General features: G+C 68.9%; 20 protein-coding genes and 1 pseudogene. 13 read left to right on the forward strand and 8 right to left on the reverse strand.

All coding sequences use genetic code 11. The features are described from left to right. Nucleotides 1-72: 72 nt before the first annotated feature. Together tcuB and HFGMBDPB_RS08830 are read left to right on the forward strand one after the other, a co-directional pair. Complete coding sequence (gene tcuB, locus HFGMBDPB_RS08825) at nucleotides 73-1,278, forward strand: tricarballylate utilization 4Fe-4S protein TcuB (protein WP_212645234.1); 1,206 nt, start codon at nucleotides 73-75, stop codon at nucleotides 1,276-1,278. Nucleotides 1,279-1,320: 42 nt separating this feature from the next. Next, nucleotides 1,321-2,301, forward strand: coding sequence for a Bug family tripartite tricarboxylate transporter substrate binding protein (locus HFGMBDPB_RS08830; RefSeq protein WP_212645235.1), 981 nt, complete (start codon nucleotides 1,321-1,323; stop codon nucleotides 2,299-2,301). Nucleotides 2,302-2,316: 15 nt separating this feature from the next. Here HFGMBDPB_RS08830 and HFGMBDPB_RS08835 read toward each other — a convergent pair whose 3' ends face one another. The 3 genes from HFGMBDPB_RS08835 to HFGMBDPB_RS08845 all read right to left on the reverse strand — a co-directional run bounded on the left by HFGMBDPB_RS08835 (nucleotide 2,317) and on the right by HFGMBDPB_RS08845 (nucleotide 5,232). Then, nucleotides 2,317-2,820 carry a carboxymuconolactone decarboxylase family protein gene (locus HFGMBDPB_RS08835; protein ID WP_034366461.1) on the reverse strand — a complete coding sequence of 168 codons (504 nt, stop codon included), beginning with the start codon at nucleotides 2,818-2,820 and terminating at the stop codon, nucleotides 2,317-2,319. Nucleotides 2,821-2,958: 138 nt separating this feature from the next. Continuing rightward, on the reverse strand, nucleotides 2,959-3,945 hold the full coding sequence (locus HFGMBDPB_RS08840) for a tripartite tricarboxylate transporter substrate binding protein BugE (RefSeq protein ID WP_061289031.1): 987 nt from the start codon (nucleotides 3,943-3,945) through the stop codon (nucleotides 2,959-2,961). A 51-nt stretch (nucleotides 3,946-3,996) separates the two neighbouring features. Beyond that, entirely contained in the window at nucleotides 3,997-5,232 is a 1,236-nt protein-coding gene (locus tag HFGMBDPB_RS08845) for an alpha-hydroxy acid oxidase (RefSeq protein WP_016454005.1), read from the reverse strand. A 111-nt stretch (nucleotides 5,233-5,343) separates the two neighbouring features. Here HFGMBDPB_RS08845 and HFGMBDPB_RS08850 point away from each other — a divergent pair, with 111 nt between their 5' ends. The 3 genes from HFGMBDPB_RS08850 (at nucleotide 5,344) to HFGMBDPB_RS08860 (ending at nucleotide 7,662) form a co-directional block, all read left to right on the forward strand. Then, entirely contained in the window at nucleotides 5,344-6,261 is a 918-nt protein-coding gene (locus HFGMBDPB_RS08850; RefSeq protein WP_013804650.1) for a LysR family transcriptional regulator, read from the forward strand. Nucleotides 6,262-6,439: 178 nt separating this feature from the next. Then, nucleotides 6,440-6,904 (forward strand): hypothetical protein, encoded by a 465-nt coding sequence (locus tag HFGMBDPB_RS08855; protein WP_016454004.1) that lies wholly within the window; start codon nucleotides 6,440-6,442, stop codon nucleotides 6,902-6,904. Beyond that, nucleotides 6,901-7,662 carry a DUF1828 domain-containing protein gene (locus HFGMBDPB_RS08860; protein ID WP_034366420.1) on the forward strand — a complete coding sequence of 254 codons (762 nt, stop codon included), beginning with the start codon at nucleotides 6,901-6,903 and terminating at the stop codon, nucleotides 7,660-7,662. The genes HFGMBDPB_RS08855 and HFGMBDPB_RS08860 overlap by 4 nt, the downstream gene beginning before the upstream one ends. 19 nt (nucleotides 7,663-7,681) lie before the next feature. On the opposite strand, the gene HFGMBDPB_RS08865 is transcribed toward HFGMBDPB_RS08860, so the two are convergent. Continuing rightward, a complete protein-coding gene (locus tag HFGMBDPB_RS08865) occupies nucleotides 7,682-8,713 on the reverse strand; it encodes a LacI family DNA-binding transcriptional regulator (RefSeq protein WP_046241305.1) in 1,032 nt (343 codons plus the stop codon). Between the two features lie 177 nt (nucleotides 8,714-8,890). Between HFGMBDPB_RS08865 and HFGMBDPB_RS08870 the strand changes: the two genes are divergently transcribed. The 6 genes from HFGMBDPB_RS08870 to HFGMBDPB_RS08895 are packed head-to-tail and all read left to right on the forward strand — an operon-like array spanning nucleotide 8,891 to nucleotide 14,958. Beyond that, nucleotides 8,891-9,880, forward strand: a complete 990-nt coding sequence (locus tag HFGMBDPB_RS08870; protein ID WP_046241304.1) for a substrate-binding domain-containing protein — start codon at nucleotides 8,891-8,893, stop codon at nucleotides 9,878-9,880. Nucleotides 9,881-9,893: 13 nt separating this feature from the next. After that, a complete protein-coding gene (locus HFGMBDPB_RS08875; protein WP_212645237.1) occupies nucleotides 9,894-11,393 on the forward strand; it encodes a sugar ABC transporter ATP-binding protein in 1,500 nt (499 codons plus the stop codon). Beyond that, nucleotides 11,386-12,420 (forward strand): ABC transporter permease, encoded by a 1,035-nt coding sequence (locus tag HFGMBDPB_RS08880; protein ID WP_070080737.1) that lies wholly within the window; start codon nucleotides 11,386-11,388, stop codon nucleotides 12,418-12,420. The genes HFGMBDPB_RS08875 and HFGMBDPB_RS08880 overlap by 8 nt, the downstream gene beginning before the upstream one ends. Then, complete coding sequence (locus HFGMBDPB_RS08885; RefSeq protein WP_046241813.1) at nucleotides 12,417-13,454, forward strand: ABC transporter permease; 1,038 nt, start codon at nucleotides 12,417-12,419, stop codon at nucleotides 13,452-13,454. Before HFGMBDPB_RS08880 ends, HFGMBDPB_RS08885 begins: the two co-directional genes overlap by 4 nt. Continuing rightward, nucleotides 13,451-14,320 (forward strand): sugar phosphate isomerase/epimerase family protein, encoded by an 870-nt coding sequence (locus HFGMBDPB_RS08890; protein WP_017405890.1) that lies wholly within the window; start codon nucleotides 13,451-13,453, stop codon nucleotides 14,318-14,320. The genes HFGMBDPB_RS08885 and HFGMBDPB_RS08890 overlap by 4 nt, the downstream gene beginning before the upstream one ends. Next, entirely contained in the window at nucleotides 14,317-14,958 is a 642-nt protein-coding gene (locus HFGMBDPB_RS08895) for a nucleoside/nucleotide kinase family protein (protein ID WP_046241811.1), read from the forward strand. The genes HFGMBDPB_RS08890 and HFGMBDPB_RS08895 overlap by 4 nt, the downstream gene beginning before the upstream one ends. A 36-nt stretch (nucleotides 14,959-14,994) precedes the next feature. Here the strand turns inward: HFGMBDPB_RS08895 and HFGMBDPB_RS08900 are convergent, their stop codons facing one another. The 4 genes from HFGMBDPB_RS08900 to HFGMBDPB_RS08915 all read right to left on the reverse strand — a co-directional run bounded on the left by HFGMBDPB_RS08900 (nucleotide 14,995) and on the right by HFGMBDPB_RS08915 (nucleotide 18,756). Continuing rightward, nucleotides 14,995-15,576, reverse strand: coding sequence for a DUF6036 family nucleotidyltransferase (locus tag HFGMBDPB_RS08900; protein WP_233174748.1), 582 nt, complete (start codon nucleotides 15,574-15,576; stop codon nucleotides 14,995-14,997). 10 nt (nucleotides 15,577-15,586) lie between these two features. After that, complete coding sequence (locus tag HFGMBDPB_RS08905) at nucleotides 15,587-15,877, reverse strand: hypothetical protein (RefSeq protein WP_034366457.1); 291 nt, start codon at nucleotides 15,875-15,877, stop codon at nucleotides 15,587-15,589. A 97-nt stretch (nucleotides 15,878-15,974) separates the two neighbouring features. Beyond that, nucleotides 15,975-17,576, reverse strand: a complete 1,602-nt coding sequence (locus tag HFGMBDPB_RS08910) for a gamma-glutamyltransferase family protein (RefSeq protein WP_212645238.1) — start codon at nucleotides 17,574-17,576, stop codon at nucleotides 15,975-15,977. Between the two features lie 172 nt (nucleotides 17,577-17,748). Further along, nucleotides 17,749-18,756: a Bug family tripartite tricarboxylate transporter substrate binding protein gene (locus HFGMBDPB_RS08915; RefSeq protein WP_074923583.1), complete on the reverse strand. Its 1,008-nt coding sequence runs from the start codon at nucleotides 18,754-18,756 to the stop codon at nucleotides 17,749-17,751. Nucleotides 18,757-18,909: 153 nt separating this feature from the next. Here HFGMBDPB_RS08915 and HFGMBDPB_RS08920 point away from each other — a divergent pair, with 153 nt between their 5' ends. Together HFGMBDPB_RS08920 and HFGMBDPB_RS08925 are read left to right on the forward strand one after the other, a co-directional pair. Continuing rightward, a complete protein-coding gene (locus tag HFGMBDPB_RS08920) occupies nucleotides 18,910-19,830 on the forward strand; it encodes a LysR family transcriptional regulator (RefSeq protein WP_026062511.1) in 921 nt (306 codons plus the stop codon). Between the two features lie 270 nt (nucleotides 19,831-20,100). Beyond that, nucleotides 20,101-20,339 (forward strand): annotated as a pseudogene (locus HFGMBDPB_RS08925) (IS30 family transposase); the annotation flags it as partial.

The raw sequence follows: 20,339 nt of genomic DNA on the forward strand, positions 1-20,339 counted from the left end.
TCGCTGTCCCTGGTCAGGAGCAGGCCTACTTCAAGCGCTGCGGGCGGCAAGCCAACCCCATGGACGACACATATGCAAAACACAATTAGCGCCCTGGCCCAAGAAGCCCAGGACCTGGCCGCAGGCCGGGTCATCCCCATCCTGCCGGTCTCCACCGAAACGGCCGCCGAAGGCGAGGTGGCGCGCGCCCTGCAGATCTGCAACGCCTGCCGCTACTGCGAAGGCTTTTGCGCAGTCTTCCCGGCCATGACGCGGCGCCTGGAGTTCGGCAAGGCCGATGTGCACTACCTGGCCAACCTGTGCCACAACTGCGGCGCCTGCCTGCATGCCTGCCAGTACGCGCCGCCGCACGAGTTCGCCATCAACATCCCCAAGGCCATGGCCGAGGTGCGCGGCCAGACCTATGCCGACTACGCCTGGCCGCCCGCCCTGGGGCGCCTGTACCAGAGGAACGGGCTCACGCTGTCGCTGGCCCTGGCCGCAGGCCTGTCGCTGTTCCTGGTGCTGGCCGTGGCCCTGCAGGGCGGCCCGGGCCGGCTGTGGGGCGCCGACCTGGGCGCCAACTTCTACAACCTGTTCCCGCACAACCTGCTGGTGGGCATCTTCGCGCCCGTGTTCCTGTTCGTGGTGCTGGCGCTGGCCATGGGCGTGCGCCGCTTCTGGAAGGACGTCAAGCCCGCCACCGGCGGCGTGGACGTGGGCACGCCGGCGGCGGCCGAGGCTGCGCACGACGTGCTGCGCCTCAAATACCTGGACGGCGGCCACGGCGAGGGCTGCCACAACGACGACGATGCCTACACCCTGAGCCGCAGGCGTTTTCACCACCTGACCTTCTACGGATTCATGCTGTGCTTTGCGGCCACGGCGCTGGCCACGGTCTACCACTACGTGTTCGGCTGGGCCGCGCCCTACGAATTCCCCAGCCTGCCCAAGCTGCTGGGCGCCGTGGGCGGCACCAGCCTCATGCTGGGCACCGCAGGCCTGTGGCGCCTGAACCGCAGGCGCCACCCGCTGCATGGCGACGCGCGCCAGAAACCCATGGACCTGGGCTTCATCGCCCTGCTGTTCCTGGTCGCGGCCAGCGGCATGGCGCTGTGGCTGGGCCGCGGCACGCCGGCCCTGGCCCTGCTGCTGTGCCTGCACCTGGGCGCGGTGATCGCCCTGTTCGCCACCCTGCCCTACGGCAAGTTCGCGCACGGCGTGTTCCGCACGGCGTCCCTGCTGCGCCACAACACCGAAAAGCGCCAGCCCAGCCCCATCGGGCTGGGCGCCGACTAGCCGCATCCGCCCCGATTCCCAGCCAATGACGGAGACAACCCCATGATGAACAAGCGCAACTTCCTGCACGCCAGCGCCCTGGCCGCCTCCCTGCTCGCACTGGCCGCCAGTGCGCAGGCCCAGGACTTTCCTCCCAAGAAGCCCGTGTCCCTGGTCGTGGGCTTCGCCGCCGGCGGCGCTGCCGATGCGGCCGCGCGCCTGATCGCCAAGAAGCTGGGCGAGAACATCGGCCAGAGCGTGGTGGTGGAGAACAAGGGCGGCGCGGGCGGCAACATCGCCCACCAGCAGGTGGCCAATGCGGCGGCCGACGGCTCGGTGCTGCTGTTCGGCTCGGTGGGGCCACTGACCATTGCGCCGCACCTGATGAAGCTGCCCTACGACCCCTTCAAGGACCTGGCGCCCATCTCGGGCGGCGTGAACTTTCCCAACGTGCTGGTGGTGCACAAGGGCGCGGGCGTGAAGACCCTGGCCGAGTTCGTGGCCAAGGCCAGGAAGAACCCGGGCACGGTGGACTACGCCTCGACGGGCGCGGGCTCGGCCTCCCACCTGGCAGGCGAGCTGTTCAACCAGCGCGCGGGCATCGACATGGTGCACGTGCCCTACAAGGGCGGCGCGCCCGCGCTGCAGGACCTGCTGGGTGAGCGCGTGACCAGCTACTTCGCAGCGCCGCCCACGGCCCTGCCCCACATCGAGGCCGGCAAGCTGATCCCGCTGGCCACCACGGGCCTCACGCGCCCGGCGTACATGCCCGACATCCCCACGGTGGCCGAAGCCGGCTATTCCGGCTTCGAGGCACTGAACTGGTATGCCTTCGTGGCACCGGGCAAGACGCCCAAGCCGATGCTGGACCGCTGGAACACCGAGATCGTCAAGGTACTCAATGACCCCGGCGTCAAGGACGCGCTGAACAAGCACGGCCTCACCCCCCAGCCCACCACGCGCGCCGAGTTCGCGGCCTTCATGAAGAAGGAGTACGAGCAGTGGGGCAGGCTGGTCAAGGAGCGAAAGCTCACGGCGGAGTGAGCGGCTTGCGCACGTTCAGAGCTTGATCGGCTTGCGTACCACGGGGGCTGCAAAGCCCGCGCACAGGCGGTTCCAGACATTGATGCTGCCGATGGCATAGGTCAGCTCCACCATCTCGCGCTCGCTGAAATGCGCGCGCAGCGCCTCGAAGTCCTGCTGCTCGGGATGGGCCTGGCTCAGGCGCGTGCAGCGCTCGGCCCAGTTCAGGGCGGCGCGCTCGCGCCCGTCGTAGAAATCCACCTCGGGCCAGGTGACGATGCTGTTGATGCGCTGCAGGTCCTCGCCCCGGGACAGCAGTTCGCGCGTGTGCATGTCCACGCAGAAGGCGCAGCCGTTGATCTGCGAGACGCGCAGGAACACCAGCTCCAGCAGCTGGATGCCCAGGCTGGACTCGTGCAGCAGCGCGTTGATGCCGGCCTGGGCCTTGTACAGCTCGGGGGCCACGGCCTGGAAGTTCAGGCGCGGCGTGGGGGCGGCAAGAGGACGGGCGCCGGTGGCAGCGGAAGACGAAGCGGTCATGGAAAACACTCCTTGAGGGATGTAGCAGCCGGCCGGAATGGCTGGCCCATACCTTCAAGACGCGCGGGGCGTGCGCGTTGTGACAGCGTTGGCGAAAATTCTTTCGCAGCCCCTATCCTCCCTTTCGCCGGCTGCCCCTCAATCCGCCACGATGCGCCGCTCCGTGGCGATCTTGCGGTACAGGGCGTTCTCGGCCGCGATCTCGCGCGCGAACTCCTCGGGGCGGTTGCCGATCACGCGCGAGCCCGTGTCCTCGATCTGGCGGCGCACCTCGGGGCTGGCCAGCGCGCGCTGGGCGGCCGCATGCAGGCGCGCCACGATCTCGGGCGACAGCCCCTTGGGGCCGTAGATGCCGTAGAAGGCGCTGCGGTTGACAGGCTCCAGCCCCAGCTCCTTGAAGGTGGGCACCTGGGGCAGCTGGGCCAGGCGCTCGGGCGCGGCCACCGCCAGCGCGGTGAGCCGGCCCGCCTTGATGAAGGGCAGGGCCGAGGGCAGGTTGTCGAAGACGATGGGCACCTGGCCCGCCACCGCATCGTTGAGCGCCGGGCCCGAGCCCCGGTAGGGCACATGCGTGAGCGACAGCCCCGAGCGGCTGGACATCAGCTCCATCAGCATGTGGCCTATGGAGCCCGTGCCCGCCGTGCCGTAGGCATGCTTGCCGGGGTTCTTCTTCACCTCGTCCACGAAGGCCGCAAAGCTCTGCGCCTTGAAGCCCGGATGCACGGCCAGCACATTGGGCGTGGCCGCAATGTTGGTGATGGGCGTGAAATCGGTGAGCGGGTTGTAGGGCAGGCGCGGGTTGATGGCCGCATTGGTGGCCGTGGTGGACACGGTGGCCACGCCCAGCGTGTAGCCGTCGGGCTGGGCACGCGCGGCCTCGTGCGCGCCGATGGCGCCTCCGCCGCCGCCCTTGTTGTCCACCACCAGCGGCTGGCCCAGGGCCTCGGCCATGCGCGGCGCAATCGCGCGCGCCACGATGTCGGTGGTGCCGCCGGCCGCAAACGGCACGATCAGGCGCACCGGGCGCGTGGGATAGGCGCCGGCATCGGCCGCCATGGCGCCCGGTGCGGCGCCTGCGGCCAGCAGCAGGGCGCACAGGCTGCGGCGTGAAGTGAAGTGGTTCATGGGATGTCTCCTGGGAATGGCTGTGTTTTGAACGGACGGTGGAGGTTTCTGTCAGGCCGATGCGCGGCGCACGATGTGCGAGCGGTCCAGCGCGCCGCAGGAGGAGGCGCCCAGCATGGCCAGGTTGCGGTCCACCTCGTCGCGCAGCAGGCCGATGGCGTGCAGCACGCCGGCCTCGCCGCCCACGGCGGCGGCGTAGTTGAAGGGCCGGCCCACCAGCACCATGCGCGCGCCCAGCGCCACGGCCTTGAGCACATCGGAGCCGCGCCGAAAGCCCCCGTCGATCAGCACGGGATAGTCCGGCCCCAGGGCCGCCACCACGTCCTCAAGAATGCGCATGGCCGACACCGCGCCGTCGAGCTGCCGCCCGCCATGGTTGGACAGCACGATGCCGTCGGCCCCCACGCGCCGGGCCTGCAGCGCGTCCTCCACGCTGAGCACGCCCTTGATGACCAGCGGCCCCTTCCAGCGGCGGCGGATGGCCTCGATGTGGTGCCAGCTCAGGTGGTCGCGTGCCGAAAAATCGCGCATCACGCTGGACGACATGATGGGCGCGCCGCGCGTGGCAAAGGAGTTCTCGAAATGCGGCATGCCGTGGCGCAGCAGCGTGCGCAGGAAGGTGCCGGCCACCCAGCCCGGGCGCACCATGCCGTCCCAGGCCAGGCGCAGGCTGGGCTTGAGCGGCGTGGAAAAGCCGGTGCGGATGTTGTTCTCGCGGTTGGCGGAGATCGGTATGTCCACCGTCACCACCAGGGTGCGAAAGCCTGCGCGCTCCACGCGGTCGATCAGCGCGTCGATGCGGGCCTGGTCCCCGGGGATATAGGCCTGGAACCAGGTGGCCGGGCTCTCGCGCGCCACCTCCTCCATGGGGATCAGCGAGGTGCCGCTCATCACCGACACAATGCCCGCGCGCTGGGCCGCGCGCGCCAGCACCAGGTCGCCCCGGTAGGTGGACAGCGCATTGATGCCCATGGGCGCAATGCCGAAGGGGCTGGCATAGCGCTCGCCGAACAGCTCCACGGCCTGCGAGCGCTGCGACACATCGGCCAGCACGCGCGTGGTCAGGCCCCATTCGCCGAACACCTCGCGGTTGTCGCGCAGCGAGGCGTTGTCCTCTGCCGCCCCGGCGATGTAGCCGAAGATGGGCCGGGGCAGCCTGCGGCGCGCGGCCTCCTCGAAATCATGCAGCGACAGCATGCGGCGCAGCACGGCCGGGGCGCGCGGCGCTGGCAGGGCGGGTGCCGAAGGCGTGGAGGCAGAGGCAGAGGAGGAAGCGATGGCGGCCATGGTGCGGACCTCGGAATGTTCAGGAACCGGCGCCACTGTAGGCCGCGCATCCATTGAATGAAAGTGGATTATTTAGAATGCACTTGTTCGCTTTTTGCCAATGACAAGCCCATGTCCACACCCTCGGTCAAGCAGCTCGAAGCCTTCTGGTGGGCCGCCACCTGCAGCAACTTCGCCACGGCCGCGCAGCGCGTGCACCTGTCCGTGTCCTCGCTGTCCAAGCGCATCACGGAACTGGAGTCCGCGCTGGGCCAGCCGCTGTTCGACCGCAGCGGCCACCGCGCCGTGCTCACCGATGCCGGCCAGCGCCTGCTGCCCGCCGCGCTGGAGGTGCTCAACGCCATGGCCGCACTGGGCCAGGCCCTGGACACGCGCGAGGCGCTGGCCGGGCATTGCCGCTTCGGCGTGGGCGACCTGTCGGCGCTGACCTGGCTGCCGGCCTTCGTGGCCGCCGCGCGCCAGGCCCATCCGCAACTGGTGCTGGAGCCCCATGTGGATGTGGGCGGCGTGCTGGAGCAGCGCCTGGACGACGGCGAGCTGGACTTTGCCGTCATCGCGGGCCGCTCCTCGCGCAGCAGCCTGCTGTCCCGCCCCGTGGGCGCCGCACGCTTTGCCTGGGCCGTGGCCCCCGGCCTGGCAGGCGCGGGCCGCCTGGGCGCCACGGCCCTGCTGCAGCGCCATGCGCTGGTCACCCTGCCCCCGCAGGCCGGCACCACACGCCTGCTGGACGACTGGCTGCTGGCCCAGGGCGCCAGCGTGCGCGAGCGCATCCTGTGCAACAGCTGGGGCGCCGTGGCCGGCATGCTGCGCGCCGGCCTGGGCGTGGGCTTCCTGCCCACCGGCTGGATCGCCGCCCTGGGCCTGCGCGCCGTCGGGGGCGCCCATCCCAAGGCCGCCCTCGCTCCCCTGCACTACGCCTTCCAATGGCGGCGCGGCGACGCCCGCGCCCTGATCCCGGCCATGCAGCAACTGGCGCAGGCGCAGGTGGATTTCACGGTGATGCCGGGGTTGGTGGGTGCAGGGCGATGAAGGCCAATGGATCCAGACGCAATACCCTTGATCGCGTTGATGCGATACAACATGCGTCAAGGTCGGCGCACTCCAGAATCAAAGGGCGAGCGCGGTTGTGACCAAGGGCAGGAGGTGAGCAGCGCCACTGCGCTGGCTGTCGGCAACTCCTGCACAAACAACATGAAAGGAGGAGAGGGTGGATAGTCTTGACGAGGCGGAGGCTCGCCAGATACTGTCAGAACGTCACTATTGCGACGACGCCGAGGCCGACGATTGGAAGTTACTGGACAAGCCACAGGGAGCGTTCAACTTTGAACAGGGCTTGGTAACGGACAGCGGCAAGGGGACAGGCCTTGTGGTCCAGTTGAACTTCTATCGCTCTTCGGATACTGGGCTCATCACCCTGAAGATGAGTGTGTTCCGTCACATGAAGAAGCAGCCCAAGGCAAGGGTTTACCAATTGCAGATCACGACGAAAAGCTACAACCCCGACAATTGGCACGATCAGGCGCATGAGCATCTGGGAGATGCACGAAACCCTGTTCCAGAGTGGAAGTCATGGCGGACTTTCCATGATGTTTTCGCATTTTTCTGTCAACGCACCAACATCGAATTCAGGCCCGCACTTGAGGATCCAGAACAGCTGAGGCTCCAACCATGATCTGCCAGAACCTTCTCAACCTGACCGGGTTTGCGTGCCAGCCCATCAACGAGCAAGGCACGCTTGCAAGGATCAACACGCCCTTCTGTTTTGCCGATGGCGACCCCGTGCCTGTGTATGTGCAGAGTTTCGACAACGACGTACATCGGTTTTTCGACGATGGCCAGACCGTCCTGCACTTCATTGGCAGAGGGATGAATTTCTCGTCAGGGCACAAGCTGAGGTTCCTCAGCAACCTGGCGAGCAAACACGGGGCCTCACTCAATGCCAAGGGCGTCATAGAGATCCTGTCAACGGACTCGTCGTCCGCCGACGCCTTTGCACGGTACATCTCCTGCCTTGTAGCCATCACCCATTGGGAGATGGAGCACCAGGGCGTGGACGCCGATGGATCGGCCTTTGCCACGGAGGTAGCACAAGCCCTGCTCCAAAGGTACCCCGGCAAGGAGCTGCAACTTAGGCCCGAATACCTTGGAAGCTCGGGCAAGCGGCATGAGTTGGACTTCAAGATGGAAGGCTCTGGGTATCTGGCCGTCAAGCCAACGCAGCAGTCTGCGGCTCCCGCCCTCTACAAGCTGGTGGACATCACCAACCGGCAAACCAATGACGGCGAAAACATCGTGGTCGTGATCGATGACAGATTCGACAAACAGGCCGCCAAAAACACCCAGCAAGTCTTCAGAAGCATCGTCAGCGACGTGATCCACTTCAGCAAGCTTGTCCCTGCAGACCCTGCAAGCGCTGCGATCGTGCACTGAGCAGGCAAAAGCCCTGAACCTATGGCGGGGGACTCAAAATCCCCCACTCCACCAACTGCGGCCGCACCTGCACCACCTGCCCCGCGCGCAGGCCTTCGCCGTCGATGGCGCGGAAGGCCTCGGCCATCAGGCCTTCGACGTTCTGGCGCACCATGTGCACCGGAAAGCGCAGGCATTCGGCATAGGGGTCCCAGTCGTAGCTGCCAAAGCTGCATTGCGCCAGTTCCGCATCGGGCAGTCCACGCAGGAAGCGGATGGCGCCTTGCAGCGTGATGCCCGATGAGAACAGCAGGGCGCGCGGCAGGCCGCCCAGGCGCTGGTAGAGCGCTGCCATGGCAAGGCGGGCCGTTTCGGGGTCGTAGCCGCAGCAGAGTATGTGCTCGTCCGCCACCGGCGTGTGGGGCGCCAGGGCTTCGCGAAAGCCGGCCAGGCGCTGCTCGGTGGCGTACTCCTTGCGGACGCCGCCCAGAAAGCAGATGGCGTCCTGCGGCGCACCTGCCGGGGGCCTGGAGCGCGCCAGCAGCAGGCGCGTGAGTTCGGCCGCACCCCAGCGGTTGTCGCTGGTGACGGAGGGCGCCTTTTTCCCGGGCAGATCCACGTTGACATGGCGCACGCCGGCCTGGCGGCATTCGGCGCTGATGGCGTCGGGCCGGGTGGCGCCCGTGACGATGAGGTGCTCCACGCGAAAGGCGATCAGCGAGCGCACGGTCTCCACCTCCAGCGCGCCGTCGCGCAGCGTGCTGACCACCAGCGGGCACAGGCCCCGCGCGTGGGCCATGCGCTCGAAGGCCTGGGACAGCGCGCCGAAGAAGCGGTCCTCGTGCGTGGGAATCACCATGCCGATCAGCCCCGAGCGCTGACGGCGCAGGCCGCTGGCCTGGCGGTTCACGGCAAAGCTGTGTTCCTGGGCGAGCTGCTGCACGCGGCGCGCGGTCTCCTCGCTGATGCGCCGCGACTGCCAGCTGCCGTTGAGGATGGCGCTGACCGTCGAGGCCGAGGTGCCGGCCAGTTCGGCCAGGTCGTAGATGGTGGAGGTTCGGGGGCGGTTCACGGTGCTCTGCAGGGGTTGGGACGGGAGCGCTCGGCGGCCATCGTAGCCGCTGCGGCAGCGATTCGGGCGGGCCGGAGCCGGCACGCAGCAGCGGCCCGGGAAATCCCGCATCGGCAATGGAAGTCCATCTGTCTATAGTTTGCGCAATCGATTGTGCAAAACAGAGGGAGGAGCGCCATGTTCCATGGATTCAGCCGGTTCTCGAGGGCACTGTTGGCCTGCACCCTGGCTGCGCTGGCAGGCGCGGCCGGTGCCGAGGATGTGTCGGTGGTGGCCAAGGTCGGGGGCATTCCGTGGTTCAACGCCATGGAGGCCGGCATCCGCAAGGCGGGCCGCGAGCTGGGCATCTCCAGCGGCATGGTCGGACCCACCGAGGCCGATGCGGCCCAGCAGGTGCGCGCGGTCGAGGACCTGATCGCGCGCCGCAGCAAGGTCATCGCCGTGGTGCCCAACGATGCCAGGGCACTGGAGCCCGTGTTCCGGCGTGCGCGCAGCGCGGGCATCAAGGTGCTCACGCACGAGTCGCCCGACCAGAAGGGCGCCGACTGGAACATCGAGCTGAGCAGCGTCGCGGGCTTTGGCGAGCGCCACATGGACAGCCTGGGCAAGGCCATGGGTGGCGAGGGCAAGTACGTGGTCTTCGTGGGCTCGCTGACCGTGCCGCTGCACAACGCCTGGGCCGATGCGGCCATCGCCCATCAGAAAAAACAGTGGCCGAAGATGCAGCTGGTGTCCGAGCGCTTCGGCGTGGCCGAGAGCCTGGACGACTCCTACCGCAGCGCCCAGGACCTGATGCGCGCCCATCCCGACCTCAAGGGCTTCCTGGCCTTCGGCAGCCAGGGTCCCATTGGCGCGGGCCGCGCGGTGGCCGATGCGCGCAAAGCCGAGCGCATTGCCGTGGTGGGCTCGTTCTCGCCGGGCCAGGGCGCCAAGCTGGTGCGCGACGGCGTGATCCGCGAAGGCTTCATCTGGAACCCCGCGCTGGCCGGCGAGGTGATCGTGCATGTGGGCAAGATGCTGATCGACGGCCGCGAGCCCACGGACGGCATGGAGATACCGGGCCTGGGCACGGTCCAGGTGGACCGCGAGCGCCGCAACATCCAGGGCCAGAAGCTGGAGCCGATCAACCGGCAGACCATAGACCGGCTGGTCGGCCTGGGCCTGTGAGCCGCGCGCTGCCATGGATGCCACCACAACGGCGCTGGTCCGCATGCAGGCGGTCACCGTGCGCTTTGGCGAGGCCACCGCGCTGCATGCGCTGGACTGGGACGTGATGCCCGGCGAGGTGCACTGCCTGATGGGCAGCAACGGCAGCGGCAAGAGCACGGCGATCAAGGTGCTCAGCGGCGTGCACGCGCCGCAGCCGGGCGCGCGCATCGACATCGGCGGACAGCCCGTGCAGCGGCTGGACCCGGCGCTGGCCAAGTCCCTGGGCATCCAGGTGATCTACCAGGACCTGTCGCTGTTTCCCAACCTGAGCGTGGCCGAGAACATTGCCTTCGACCAGGCCATGGGCCGCTGGTGGACGCCCGTGCGCCGCAGGCGCCAGCGCGAGGCGGCCCAGGCCGTGATGCGGCGCCTGGGCATTGCGCTGCCGCTGGATGCGCGGGTGGGCGACCTGCCCATTGCGGGCCGCCAGCTCGTGGCCATCTGCCGGGGCATGGCGGCCCGGGCCAGGCTGCTGTTCATGGACGAGCCCACGGCCTCGCTCACGCGCGCCGAGGTCGATGCGCTGCTGGCCGTGGTGCGCCGGCTCCAGGCCGATGGCATGGCCATCGTCTTCGTGAGCCACAAGCTGGACGAGGTCATGGAGATCGCCGACCGCGTCACCGTGCTGCGCGACGGGCGCAAGCTGGGCACCTGGCCCGCCGAACAGTTGTCGGGCCGGCAACTGGCCGCGCTGATGACCGGGCAGGAAGTGGAGGAGCGCCTGCATGCGCGCGACATGTCCGCCGCGCCCGCGCTGCTGGAAGTGCGCGGCCTGGGCCGCGACGGCGACTACGAGGACGTGAGCTTCGACGTGCGCGAGGGCGAGATCCTGGGCCTGACCGGGCTGCTGGGCGCGGGCCGCACCGAGCTGGCCCTGGGCCTGTTCGGCATGCGCCGGCCCGACCGCGGCAGCATCCGCCTGGGCGGCCGCACGCTGGTGCTGCGCAGCAACCGCGACGCCATGGCGGCGGGCATTGCCTATGTGCCCGAGGACCGCCAGTCCCTCGGCCTGAACCTGCGCCAGTCCGTGCAGGACAACCTGGTACTGGCCATGCTGCCGCGCCTGTCCGGCCCGCTGGGCTGGCTGCCCGCCAGCCGCCGCGTCGCCACTGCAGCCCAGTGGCGCGACCGCCTGCACATGCGCCTGCCCGCGCTGGACGCACCCGTGCACCAGCTGTCCGGCGGCAATGCCCAGCGCGTGGTGCTGGCCCGCTGGCTGGCGACCGTGCCACGCCTGCTGATCCTCGACTCGCCCACCGTGGGCGTGGACATCGGCAATCGGCAGGGCATCTTCGAGATCGTGCACGGGCTCGCCGCACAGGGCATGGCGGTGATCGTCATCTCGGACGAGGTGGCCGAGGTCCATGCCCACTGCGACCGCGTGCTGCACATGCGCGGCGGGCGCATGGCCGGCGAGTTCGTGCCGGGGGTGCACTCCGAAAGCCAGATCGAGGAGGCCGTCCATGCCTGAACACGCACACGCGCTGCTGCACCACCCCGTGGCCCGGCTCGGCCTGGCCATTGCCGCCATGGCCCTGCTGTTCGGCGCCCTGGCGCCGGGCTTCTGGACGCTGGGCAACTGGATGGACCTGGCCGAGGGCGCATCGGTCACCGCCATCATGGCCGTGGGCCTGCTGGTGGTACTGGTCGCGGGCGGCATCGACATCTCCTTTGCCGCCACGGCCACGGTGGCGCAGTACCTTGCGGCCCTCGTGGCCACACGCCTGGGCTGGGCACCGGCGGCCAGCATCGCGCTGGGCCTGGCCACGGGACTGGCGCTGGGTGCATTCAACGCCCTGCTCATCCACCGCCTGCGCGCCACCTCCATCATCATCACCATCTCCACGCTGAACCTGTACTTCGCGCTGCTGATGCATGGCACCGGCGGCCGGTCCATCTACGACCTGCCGTCGTGGTGGAGCGACTCCGTGGTGCTGGCCCGCTTCGCAAGCGCCGAAGGCGCAGACCCCGTGCGCCTGACCCTGCCCATCGCCGTGGCCGGCGCAGCCGCCGTGCTGACGGCGCTGCTGCTGGGCCGCAGCGCGCTGGGGCGGCGCCTGTACGCCTTCGGCGGCAACCCCGAGGCCGCGCACCGCATGGGCATCGGGCTGGGCGCCATCCAGGGCGTGGCCTATGGCTGGCTCGGCATGATGGCGGCCATCGCAGGCCTGGTGCAGGCGCACCGCGTGGGCGAGTCGGTGCCCAACGCCCTGGTCGGCACGGAGCTGTTCGTGCTCGCAGCCGCCGTGCTGGGCGGCGCCAGCCTGTTCGGCGGCACGGGCAGCGTGGGCGGCGTGCTGATGGGCGTGCTGCTGCTGGCCGTGCTGCGCAACGGGCTGAACCTGCTGGGCGTGTCGCCGTATTTCTTTCAGGTGCTGCTGGGCGCCGTGGTGCTGGCCTGCGCCGCCGCAACGGGACTGCGGCGCACGCAGCGACGCAACCAGCAGCGCAGCGCTGACGCCACTCCTGCAGCGCCCTTGGCGGGGGCCGCGCCATGAACCGCAGCCCTGGCGCGCCGCTGGGCCTGATCGCGCTGCTGGCGCTGCTGTGCGCCGTGTTCACGCTGCTGCTGCCCGGCAGCTTCGCCACCCTGGGCACGCTGCAATCGGTGCTGCTGCAAATCCCGGAACTGGGCCTGCTGGCACTGGCGCAGATGCTGCCGCTGGTCAGTGGCGGCATCAACCTGGCCGTGGTCGCCAGCGCCAACATGGCGGGCCTGGCCATGGCCTGGGTGCTGGTGGGAGGCCTGTCGGCGCTGGGCCTGGACCTGTCGGGCCATGAGGGCCTGCTCATCGCCGTGGCACTGACCGTGGGCGCCCTCGCCAGCCTGCTGGTGGGCCTGGCCAGCGGCTGGCTGGTGGCGCGCGTCAACGCCCATCCCATCCTCGTCACGCTGGGCACCATGTCGCTGATCAACGGCCTGTGCGTCTGGCTCACGCGCGGCAAGCCCATTGCAGGCTTTCCCGAGGCCTTCCAGGCCCTGGGCTCCGCCCAGTGGCTGGGCCTGCCGCTGCCGTTCTGGATCTTCGCGGCCGTGTGCCTGCTGGTGGGCCTGTACCTGGGCAGCACGCGCCACGGGCTGGCCATCCGCATGGTCGGCTCCAATGCCGAGGCCACGCGCCATGCGGGCATCGACACGCGCCGCGTGCTGATCGGCGTCTACACCCTGTCCACGCTGCTGTGCTGGATCGCGGCCGTGCTGATGATGGCGCGCTTCAACTCGGCCAGTGCGGGCTACGCCCAGTCCTACCTGCTGGTCACGGTGCTTGCGGCCATCCTGGGCGGCACCGATCCCATGGGCGGCTTTGGCCGGGTGTCGGGGCTGTTCGTCGCCCTGCTCATCCTGCAGGTGCTGTCCAGCGGGGTGAACCTGCTGGGCGCCAATGCCCAGCTCACGCAGGCCCTGTGGGGCGCCACCATGATCGCCGCCGTGGCCGCGCGCCACCTGCTGGCGCGCTGGCGGGGCCCTGCCCGGGCACCCGCCGGACCCTCCCCTTCACGCTCTCGCAGCGTCCAACCGGAGCCCCTATGAACCCCCTCGGCATCCACGCCCTTGTCTGGGCCGGCGACCTGTCGCCGGCCTCCACCCGCCATGTGATCGAGCAGACGCGCCAGGCCGGTTACGACCTGGTCGAGCTGTCCCTGCACGGCCCCCGGCTCATGGACCTGGCACTCACGCGAGATCTGCTGCAGGAGCATGGCCTGGGCGTGGGCTGCTCGCGGGGCCTGACCTTCGAGGCCGATGTCTCCAGCGAAGACCCCGCCGTGGTCGCGCGCGGCCTGGCGCTGCTGCAAGAGGGCGTGGACATCACGGCGCGCCTGGGCGGACGCTATTTCGGCGGCATCCTCTACGGCGCCATGGCGAAATACGGCCACCCCTGCACGCCACGGGGCCGGCGCAACGCGATCGAGGCCGTGCGGCGCATTGCCGACTTCGCGGGCGAGCGCGGCGTCACGCTGGGCCTGGAGGTGGTCAACCGCTACGAAAGCAATCTGCTGAACACGGCCGCGCAGGCGCTGGAGTTCATCGACGAAGTCGGCCAGCCCCATGTCTGCGTGCACCTGGACACCTACCACATGAACATCGAGGAAGCCGACCTCGCCGCGCCCGTGCTGGCCTGCGGACAGCGGCTGGGCTATGTGCACATCGGCGAGAACCACCGCGGCTACCTGGGCGCGGGCCACATCGACTTCGCGCAGTTCTTCGGTGCCCTCGCGCAGATCGGCTACCAGGGCACCGTCACCTTCGAGAGCTTCTCGTCGGCCATCGTCAACGAGCAGCTGTCGAACGCGCTGGCCATCTGGCGCCCGATGTGGGAAGACGGCATGGACCTGGCCCTGCACGCACGCGGCTTCATGGCAGACGGGCTGGCCAGCGCGCAGCAGGCACGCGCATGACGGCCATCCTGCCGCCCGAAGCCCTGGCGCGTGCATTTGCGCTGGCACGCTCCGGCCCCCGACGCCTGCTGGGCCTGGCGGGCCCGCCCGGCGCAGGCAAGAGCACGGTCTGCGCCGCCCTGCTGCAGGCGCTGGGCCCACTGGCGGCGGCCGTACCCATGGACGGCTTCCACCTGGCGCAGTCCGCGCTGCAGCGCCTGGGCCGCGCGCAGCGCAAGGGCGCACCCGACACCTTCGACTCGGCCGGATACATGGCCCTGCTGCGCCGCCTGCGCGCGCCCGTGGCCGGTGAAACGGTCTACGCCCCCGAATTCCGGCGCGCCATCGAGGAGCCCATTGCAGGCGCCATCGCCATCGCGCCCGGCGTGCCCCTGGTCATCACCGAAGGCAACTACCTGCTGATGGAGGAACAGGATGCGCCGGGCACACACTGGCATGCCGTGCACGCGCTGCTGGACGAGGTCTGGTACGTGGACATGGACGACCGCCTTCGCATCGAACGCCTGACCCGCCGCCACGAACTCCACGGCCGCAGCCCCCAGGCCGCACGCGACTGGGTGGCGCAGGTGGACGAGCCCAATGCGCGCCGCATTGCGGCAACGCGGGGGCGAGCGGATTGGGTGTTGCGCTGGGGGTGAGCGGGGGAGCGAACACGGTTGCGGCAGCCAGGCCTTTCAGGGGGTGCCGGAGCGACCGCCCTCCTCTCGACGCGCCAATGCCACAGCGTCCCGCAAATTCAGCTTCAGCATGGCTTGTCCGCCGATGTAGCCGGCCAAGGCGCTTGTTGCGCGCTGCTCTATGGCATCGGCACTGGTCAGCCCGAGCCGAACCAGGGCCGCGATGTCCTCTTTGTCGTTGTCGGCGAACCGGGCAATCTTGCTTACGGCAAGATCCACGGGAGAGAGGACATGCACGCGAATCTGGTCCACACCGAGGTCGATAGGGATGGCGTCATCCAGATAGTCCTCATGCATCAGCGCAAAGCTGGAGTTGTAGTTGGTGTCGAGGTAGACCACCTGCGGGGTGCCGTCCTCCAGCATCACCTCGACCATCAGGTCGTTCGGCAGATGGACGCGCCCGCCGAATTCCGCATCCACATCGGTAGTGACGCGGTCTGCTGTGTAGAGGTGAACGGCCATGCCGCCAGCCAGATAGACATTCAAGGGGCGGCCCAGCGCAAGCCGCTGCTCCAACTGCTTGAACAGCTCCCGCAGGCCTTCTGCCAGCGCCGTATGGGTATGAAAAATCGGGAGCATGGACATGGCCTCAGTGCCCACGCAGCCGAAGGCTGAGCATGTCGCGCAGACGGGGCAGGCTCAGAACCCAACCCCGCCTGACCACATCTTCCGATGGCAGTCTTTCTTCTGGATGCAAGGCGAAATATCGCTCGCTGGCCTGCATCAGGCTCGCAGATTCCTGGGGGAATCGCGAACGGACGATCATGGCGGCCAGGCGAAACACGTTGGCTTCGCGCTGGTCCTGGGCGGGCTGCGCACGCTCCCGGGCGACGAAGGAGCAGCGCGATAGCAGCGCCGATTCATCATCTCTGGCCGTCATTGCATCCACCTCCGTTCGCACCATGGCATCAAGATTTCGATGCCATGACTCTAAAGCGAACTCGATCTGCGCGGCAGGCCTTGGGGCTTTCGCGGGCTCAGAACGCCACCACGCCCCCGTCCTTGCGCGGGTCCGATCCGCCGATGTAGTGGTCGCCGTCGCGCAGCACCAGCTGCGCGCCGCCGAAGGCGAAGACGCCATGGCCTTCCTCCACCGTGACCTCATGGCCGCGTGCGCGCAGGGCGGCGGCGACCTCGGCATCGAAGGCCGGCTCCACGGCCACGCCCTTGCCGCCCGTCACGCGCCAGCGCGGTGCGTCGGCGGCGGCCTGGGGGTTCTGGCCGTAGCGCAGCACGCGCAGGGCCATCTGCAGGTGGCCCTGGCTCTGCATGGGGCCGCCCATCACGCCGAAGGCCATCTGGGGCGTGCCGTCGGCGTTCATCGCAAAGGCCGGGATGATGGTGTGCGAGGGGCGCTTGCGCGGCGCGACCTCGTTGGCATGGCCGGCTTGCGTGGTGAAGCCGTGGCCGCGGTTTTGCAGGCTGATGCCGGTGCCCGGCACGACCACGCCCGAGCCGAAGCCCATGTAGTTGGACTGGATGAACGAGACCATCATGCCGCTGGCATCGGCCGCCGCCAGGTAGACCGTGCCGCCCGGGCGCGGTGCGCCGTAGGTGGGCGCGCTGGCGCGCTCGCGGTCAATGAGCGCCGCGCGTTCGCGCAGGTAGCCGGCGTCCAGCAGATGGGCGGATTCGACGCGCATGTGGTCGCCGTCGGCGTTGTATTCGTGCAGGTCGGCCAGGGCCAGCTTCATGGCCTCGACCTGCAGGTGCACGGACTCCACGCCGTCCAGCGGCTCGGCGCCCACGCCCAATGCGTCCAGCATGCCCAGCGCCATCAGCGCGGCAATGCCCTGGCCATTGGGCGGGATCTCGTGGATCACCGAATCGCCAAAGGTCTGCGACACCGTGCCGACCCAGTCGGCCTGGTGGGCGGCCAGGTCGGCCTCGGTCATGGCGCCGCCGCAGGCCTTGGCGTGCTCGGCCATCGAGCGCGCCAGTGCGCCACGGTAGAAGGATTCGCCCTTGGTGGCGGCGATCTCCTCCAGCGTGCGCGCATGGGCTTCGCTGCGGAAGACCTCGCCCGCCTTGGGGGCCTTGCCATCGGGCAGGAAGCATTCGGCAAAACCGGGCTGGTCACCGAGCTTGGCGCCGCCCAGCGCCCACAGCGTGGCGATGGTGGGCGAGACCGCAAAGCCGTCGCGCGCATAGCGGATGGCGGGCTGGGCCAGTTGCTCGAACGGCAGCTTGCCGAAGCGGCGCGACAGCTCCACCCAGGCCGAGACGGCACCGGGCACGGTGACAGCGTTCCAGCCCTTCTCGGGAATGCCGCCCAGCGCGGCGAAGTACTCGGGCGTCCAGGCTTCGGGCGAGCGGCCCGAGGCATTGAGGCCGTGCAGCTCCTTGCCATCCCACAGGATGCAGAAGGCATCGCTGCCCAGGCCGCAGCCCGTGGGCTCGACCACGGTCAGCGCCATGGCCGTGGCAATGGCCGCATCCACCGCATTGCCGCCGGCCAGCAGCATGGACAGGCCGGCCTGCGCGGCCAGCGGCTGCGAGGTGGAGACCATGTTGCGGCCCAGCACCGAAGAGCGGTGCGAGGCGTAGGGAAGTGTCCAGTCCGTAACAGTGCTTGTCATATCAATTTCCATAGCGCCAACGCGCCACCGATAGCTTGAGGAACCGCAGGCACGGCCCAGCTCAGGGACGCCAAGCAAGGGCCTACGCCGGCCGCGCCACCCCGCAGCAAGGGCGTCGTCCCCCTCCCGCAGGAGAGGGGGAAGCGGCAAAGCCGCTCAGGGGGTGCTTCACTCAATCCAATGTGATTTTGTTGTCTTTGATGACCTGCGCCCAGCGCGCGCTGTCGGCCTGCACCATGGCGGCGAACTGCTCGGGCGTGCGCGGCGATGCGGCTTCCACGCCCTGCCTGGCCAGGCTGGCCACCACCTCGGGATTCTGGATGGCCTTGTTGAAGGCCTGATTGATCCGCGCCACCAGCTCGGGCTTCATGCCGGCCGGGCCATAGACGCCGAACCAGGTGACCGAAGAATAGCCAGGCAGGCCGGACTCGGCCACCGTGGGCAGGTCGGGTGCCAGCGCGCTGCGCTTGTCGCCGGTCACGGCCAGCGCGCGCAGGCGGCCGCTGGCCACATGGGGCATGCCGGTAGGAATGGAGTCGAACAGCAGGTGCACCTGGCCTGCGGACAGGTCGGTGATGGACTGCGCCGTGCCCTTGTAGGGCACATGGGTCAGTTGCAGGCCCGCGCGCGCCGCGAAGGCCGCCGCGTTCAGGTGGACGATGGTCCCGTTGCCGCTGCTGGCGTAGTTGAGGGCGCCCGGATGGGCCTTGGCGTAGGCGACCAGTTCCTTGACGCTGCGCGCGGGCAGAGAAGGCGTGACCAGCAGGATACTGGCCGCCCCGCCGATCTCGGCAATCGGCGTGAAATCCTTGTCGGCCTTGTAGGCCAGACGGGTCATCAGGTGTGGCGAGATGGCATGCGTGCTGCTGGTGGTGAACAGCAGCGTGTAGCCGTCCGGCGAGGCCTTGGCCGCCTCGCCCGTGCCGATGGTGCCGCCCGCGCCGGGGCGGTTGTCGATGACCAGTTGCTGGCCCAGGTCCTGGGACATGCGCTGCGCCACCACGCGCGCCACGAGGTCGGTGGCGCCGCTGGCCGGAAAGGGCACGACCAGCCGCACCGGGTGCGAGGGCCAGGACGCCTGGCCCTGGGCCACGGCGGGCAGGGCCATGGCGCCAGCCAGGGCACAGGCCGCAGCCACGAGGGTGCGGCGTGGAAGTAAAACGCTGGGCAATGCCTTCATGGGCACACTCCTGGTCAGAGGGTTGGACAGCTGCAGCCGCTGCTCCCTGCAACGCCGCAACAGGCCATCGTAGAACCCTCGCCCCTTTGCCGCCATCAGCAAATTTGCAAACCTGCGTTGCCTCTGCGGCAAATTGATGACAATCGGGGCGACATGCCCGACGCCCGCCACCTTCTCCTGCAGGACACCGCGCTGCGCTACTTCCATGAAGTGGCGCAATGCGGATCGCTGACCGAAGCGTCGGCGCGGCTGCATGTGGCGGCCTCGGCCATCAGCCGCCAGATCGCGGCGCTGGAGGGGCTGCTGGGCACGCCGCTGTTCGAACGCCACCCGCGCGGCATGGTGCTCAATGCGGCCGGGGAGATCCTGGCCGACCATGTGCGCCGCGCCGGCCTGGATGCCGAGCGCGCGCTGGGCGAGATCGAGGCCCTGCAGGGACTGCGCAGCGGCCGCGTGCGCATCGCCAGTTCAGACGCCTTTGCCAACGAGTTCCTGCCGCGCCTGTGCGCGGCCTTCCAGCGCGAGCACGCCGGTATCGTCTTCGAGGTCATGGTACTGCCCACGCCCGCCGTGCCCGAGGCCGTGCGCAGCGGCACGGCCGACATCGGCCTGTGCTTCAGCCGCGCGCCCGAAAAAGGCATTGCCGTGGCCTGCCGCGTGGCCGCGCCGCTGGTGGCCCTGGTCGCCCCCGGCCATGCGCTGGCGCAGGCGCGGCGCCTGTCGCTGGCCCAGCTGGTGCGCCATCCGCTGGCGCTCACGCCGGCCGACACGGCCGTGCGCCAGCTGCTGGACGCCGCCTGCAGCCGCCAGGGCCTGATGCTGATGCCGGTGATGGAGAGCAACCACGGCAAGACCCTGCTGAACTTTGCAGCCCAGGGCGCCGCCGTGGCCGTGGCCAGCGAGATCGCCGCGCGCCACATGGTGGCCACAGGCGCACTGGTGGCCGTGGCGCTCAGCGACCGGGGCATGGACCTGCGCGACATCGAGGTGCAGACCCTGGCCGGCCGTACGCTGCCGCATGCGGCGCAGTCCTTCCTGGAGATGCTGCAGCTCAGGCTGCCAACCTCCTGGTAATCCGCCTGGCGCCCTGGCATGGAACGCCCAGACACAAAACACGGCAAGCCTGCTGAATTTGCAATGCATTCCAAGGTCTTGGTTACAACAACCAGATAACTCCTGTTTTTCAGCGCCGCCATGGCTCCGAAAATCCGGAAGCGACAAAAAAACCGCTCAAAGCGTCTGAAGTCTCGCTGCAGGAACGCAATGCGCTAGGACTGATCCGGATTGTGAATTCAACCGGTCGATGCAACACAATGACTGCACCTGGCGCAAGGAGTGCTGGCCATGAAGCAACGACCTCGGATCTACTACACCGAAGCACAGAAGGCGATGATGTGGGATCGCTGGAGCAAGGGCGATACCCTGCACCAGATCGGCAAGCTGTTCGATCGGCCACATACCTCCATTCAGAACATCCTGGCCGCAACCGGCGGAATCCGCCCGCCAGCGCGCCATCGATCACGATTGGCACTGACTCTCGCTGAGCGCGAGGAGATCTCGCGGGCATTGGCTGCGGGCGAATC

This window comes from Delftia sp. PE138 (assembly GCF_018320755.1).
In the GTDB taxonomy this organism is placed as follows: Bacteria; Pseudomonadota; Gammaproteobacteria; order Burkholderiales; family Burkholderiaceae_C; genus Comamonas; species Comamonas tsuruhatensis.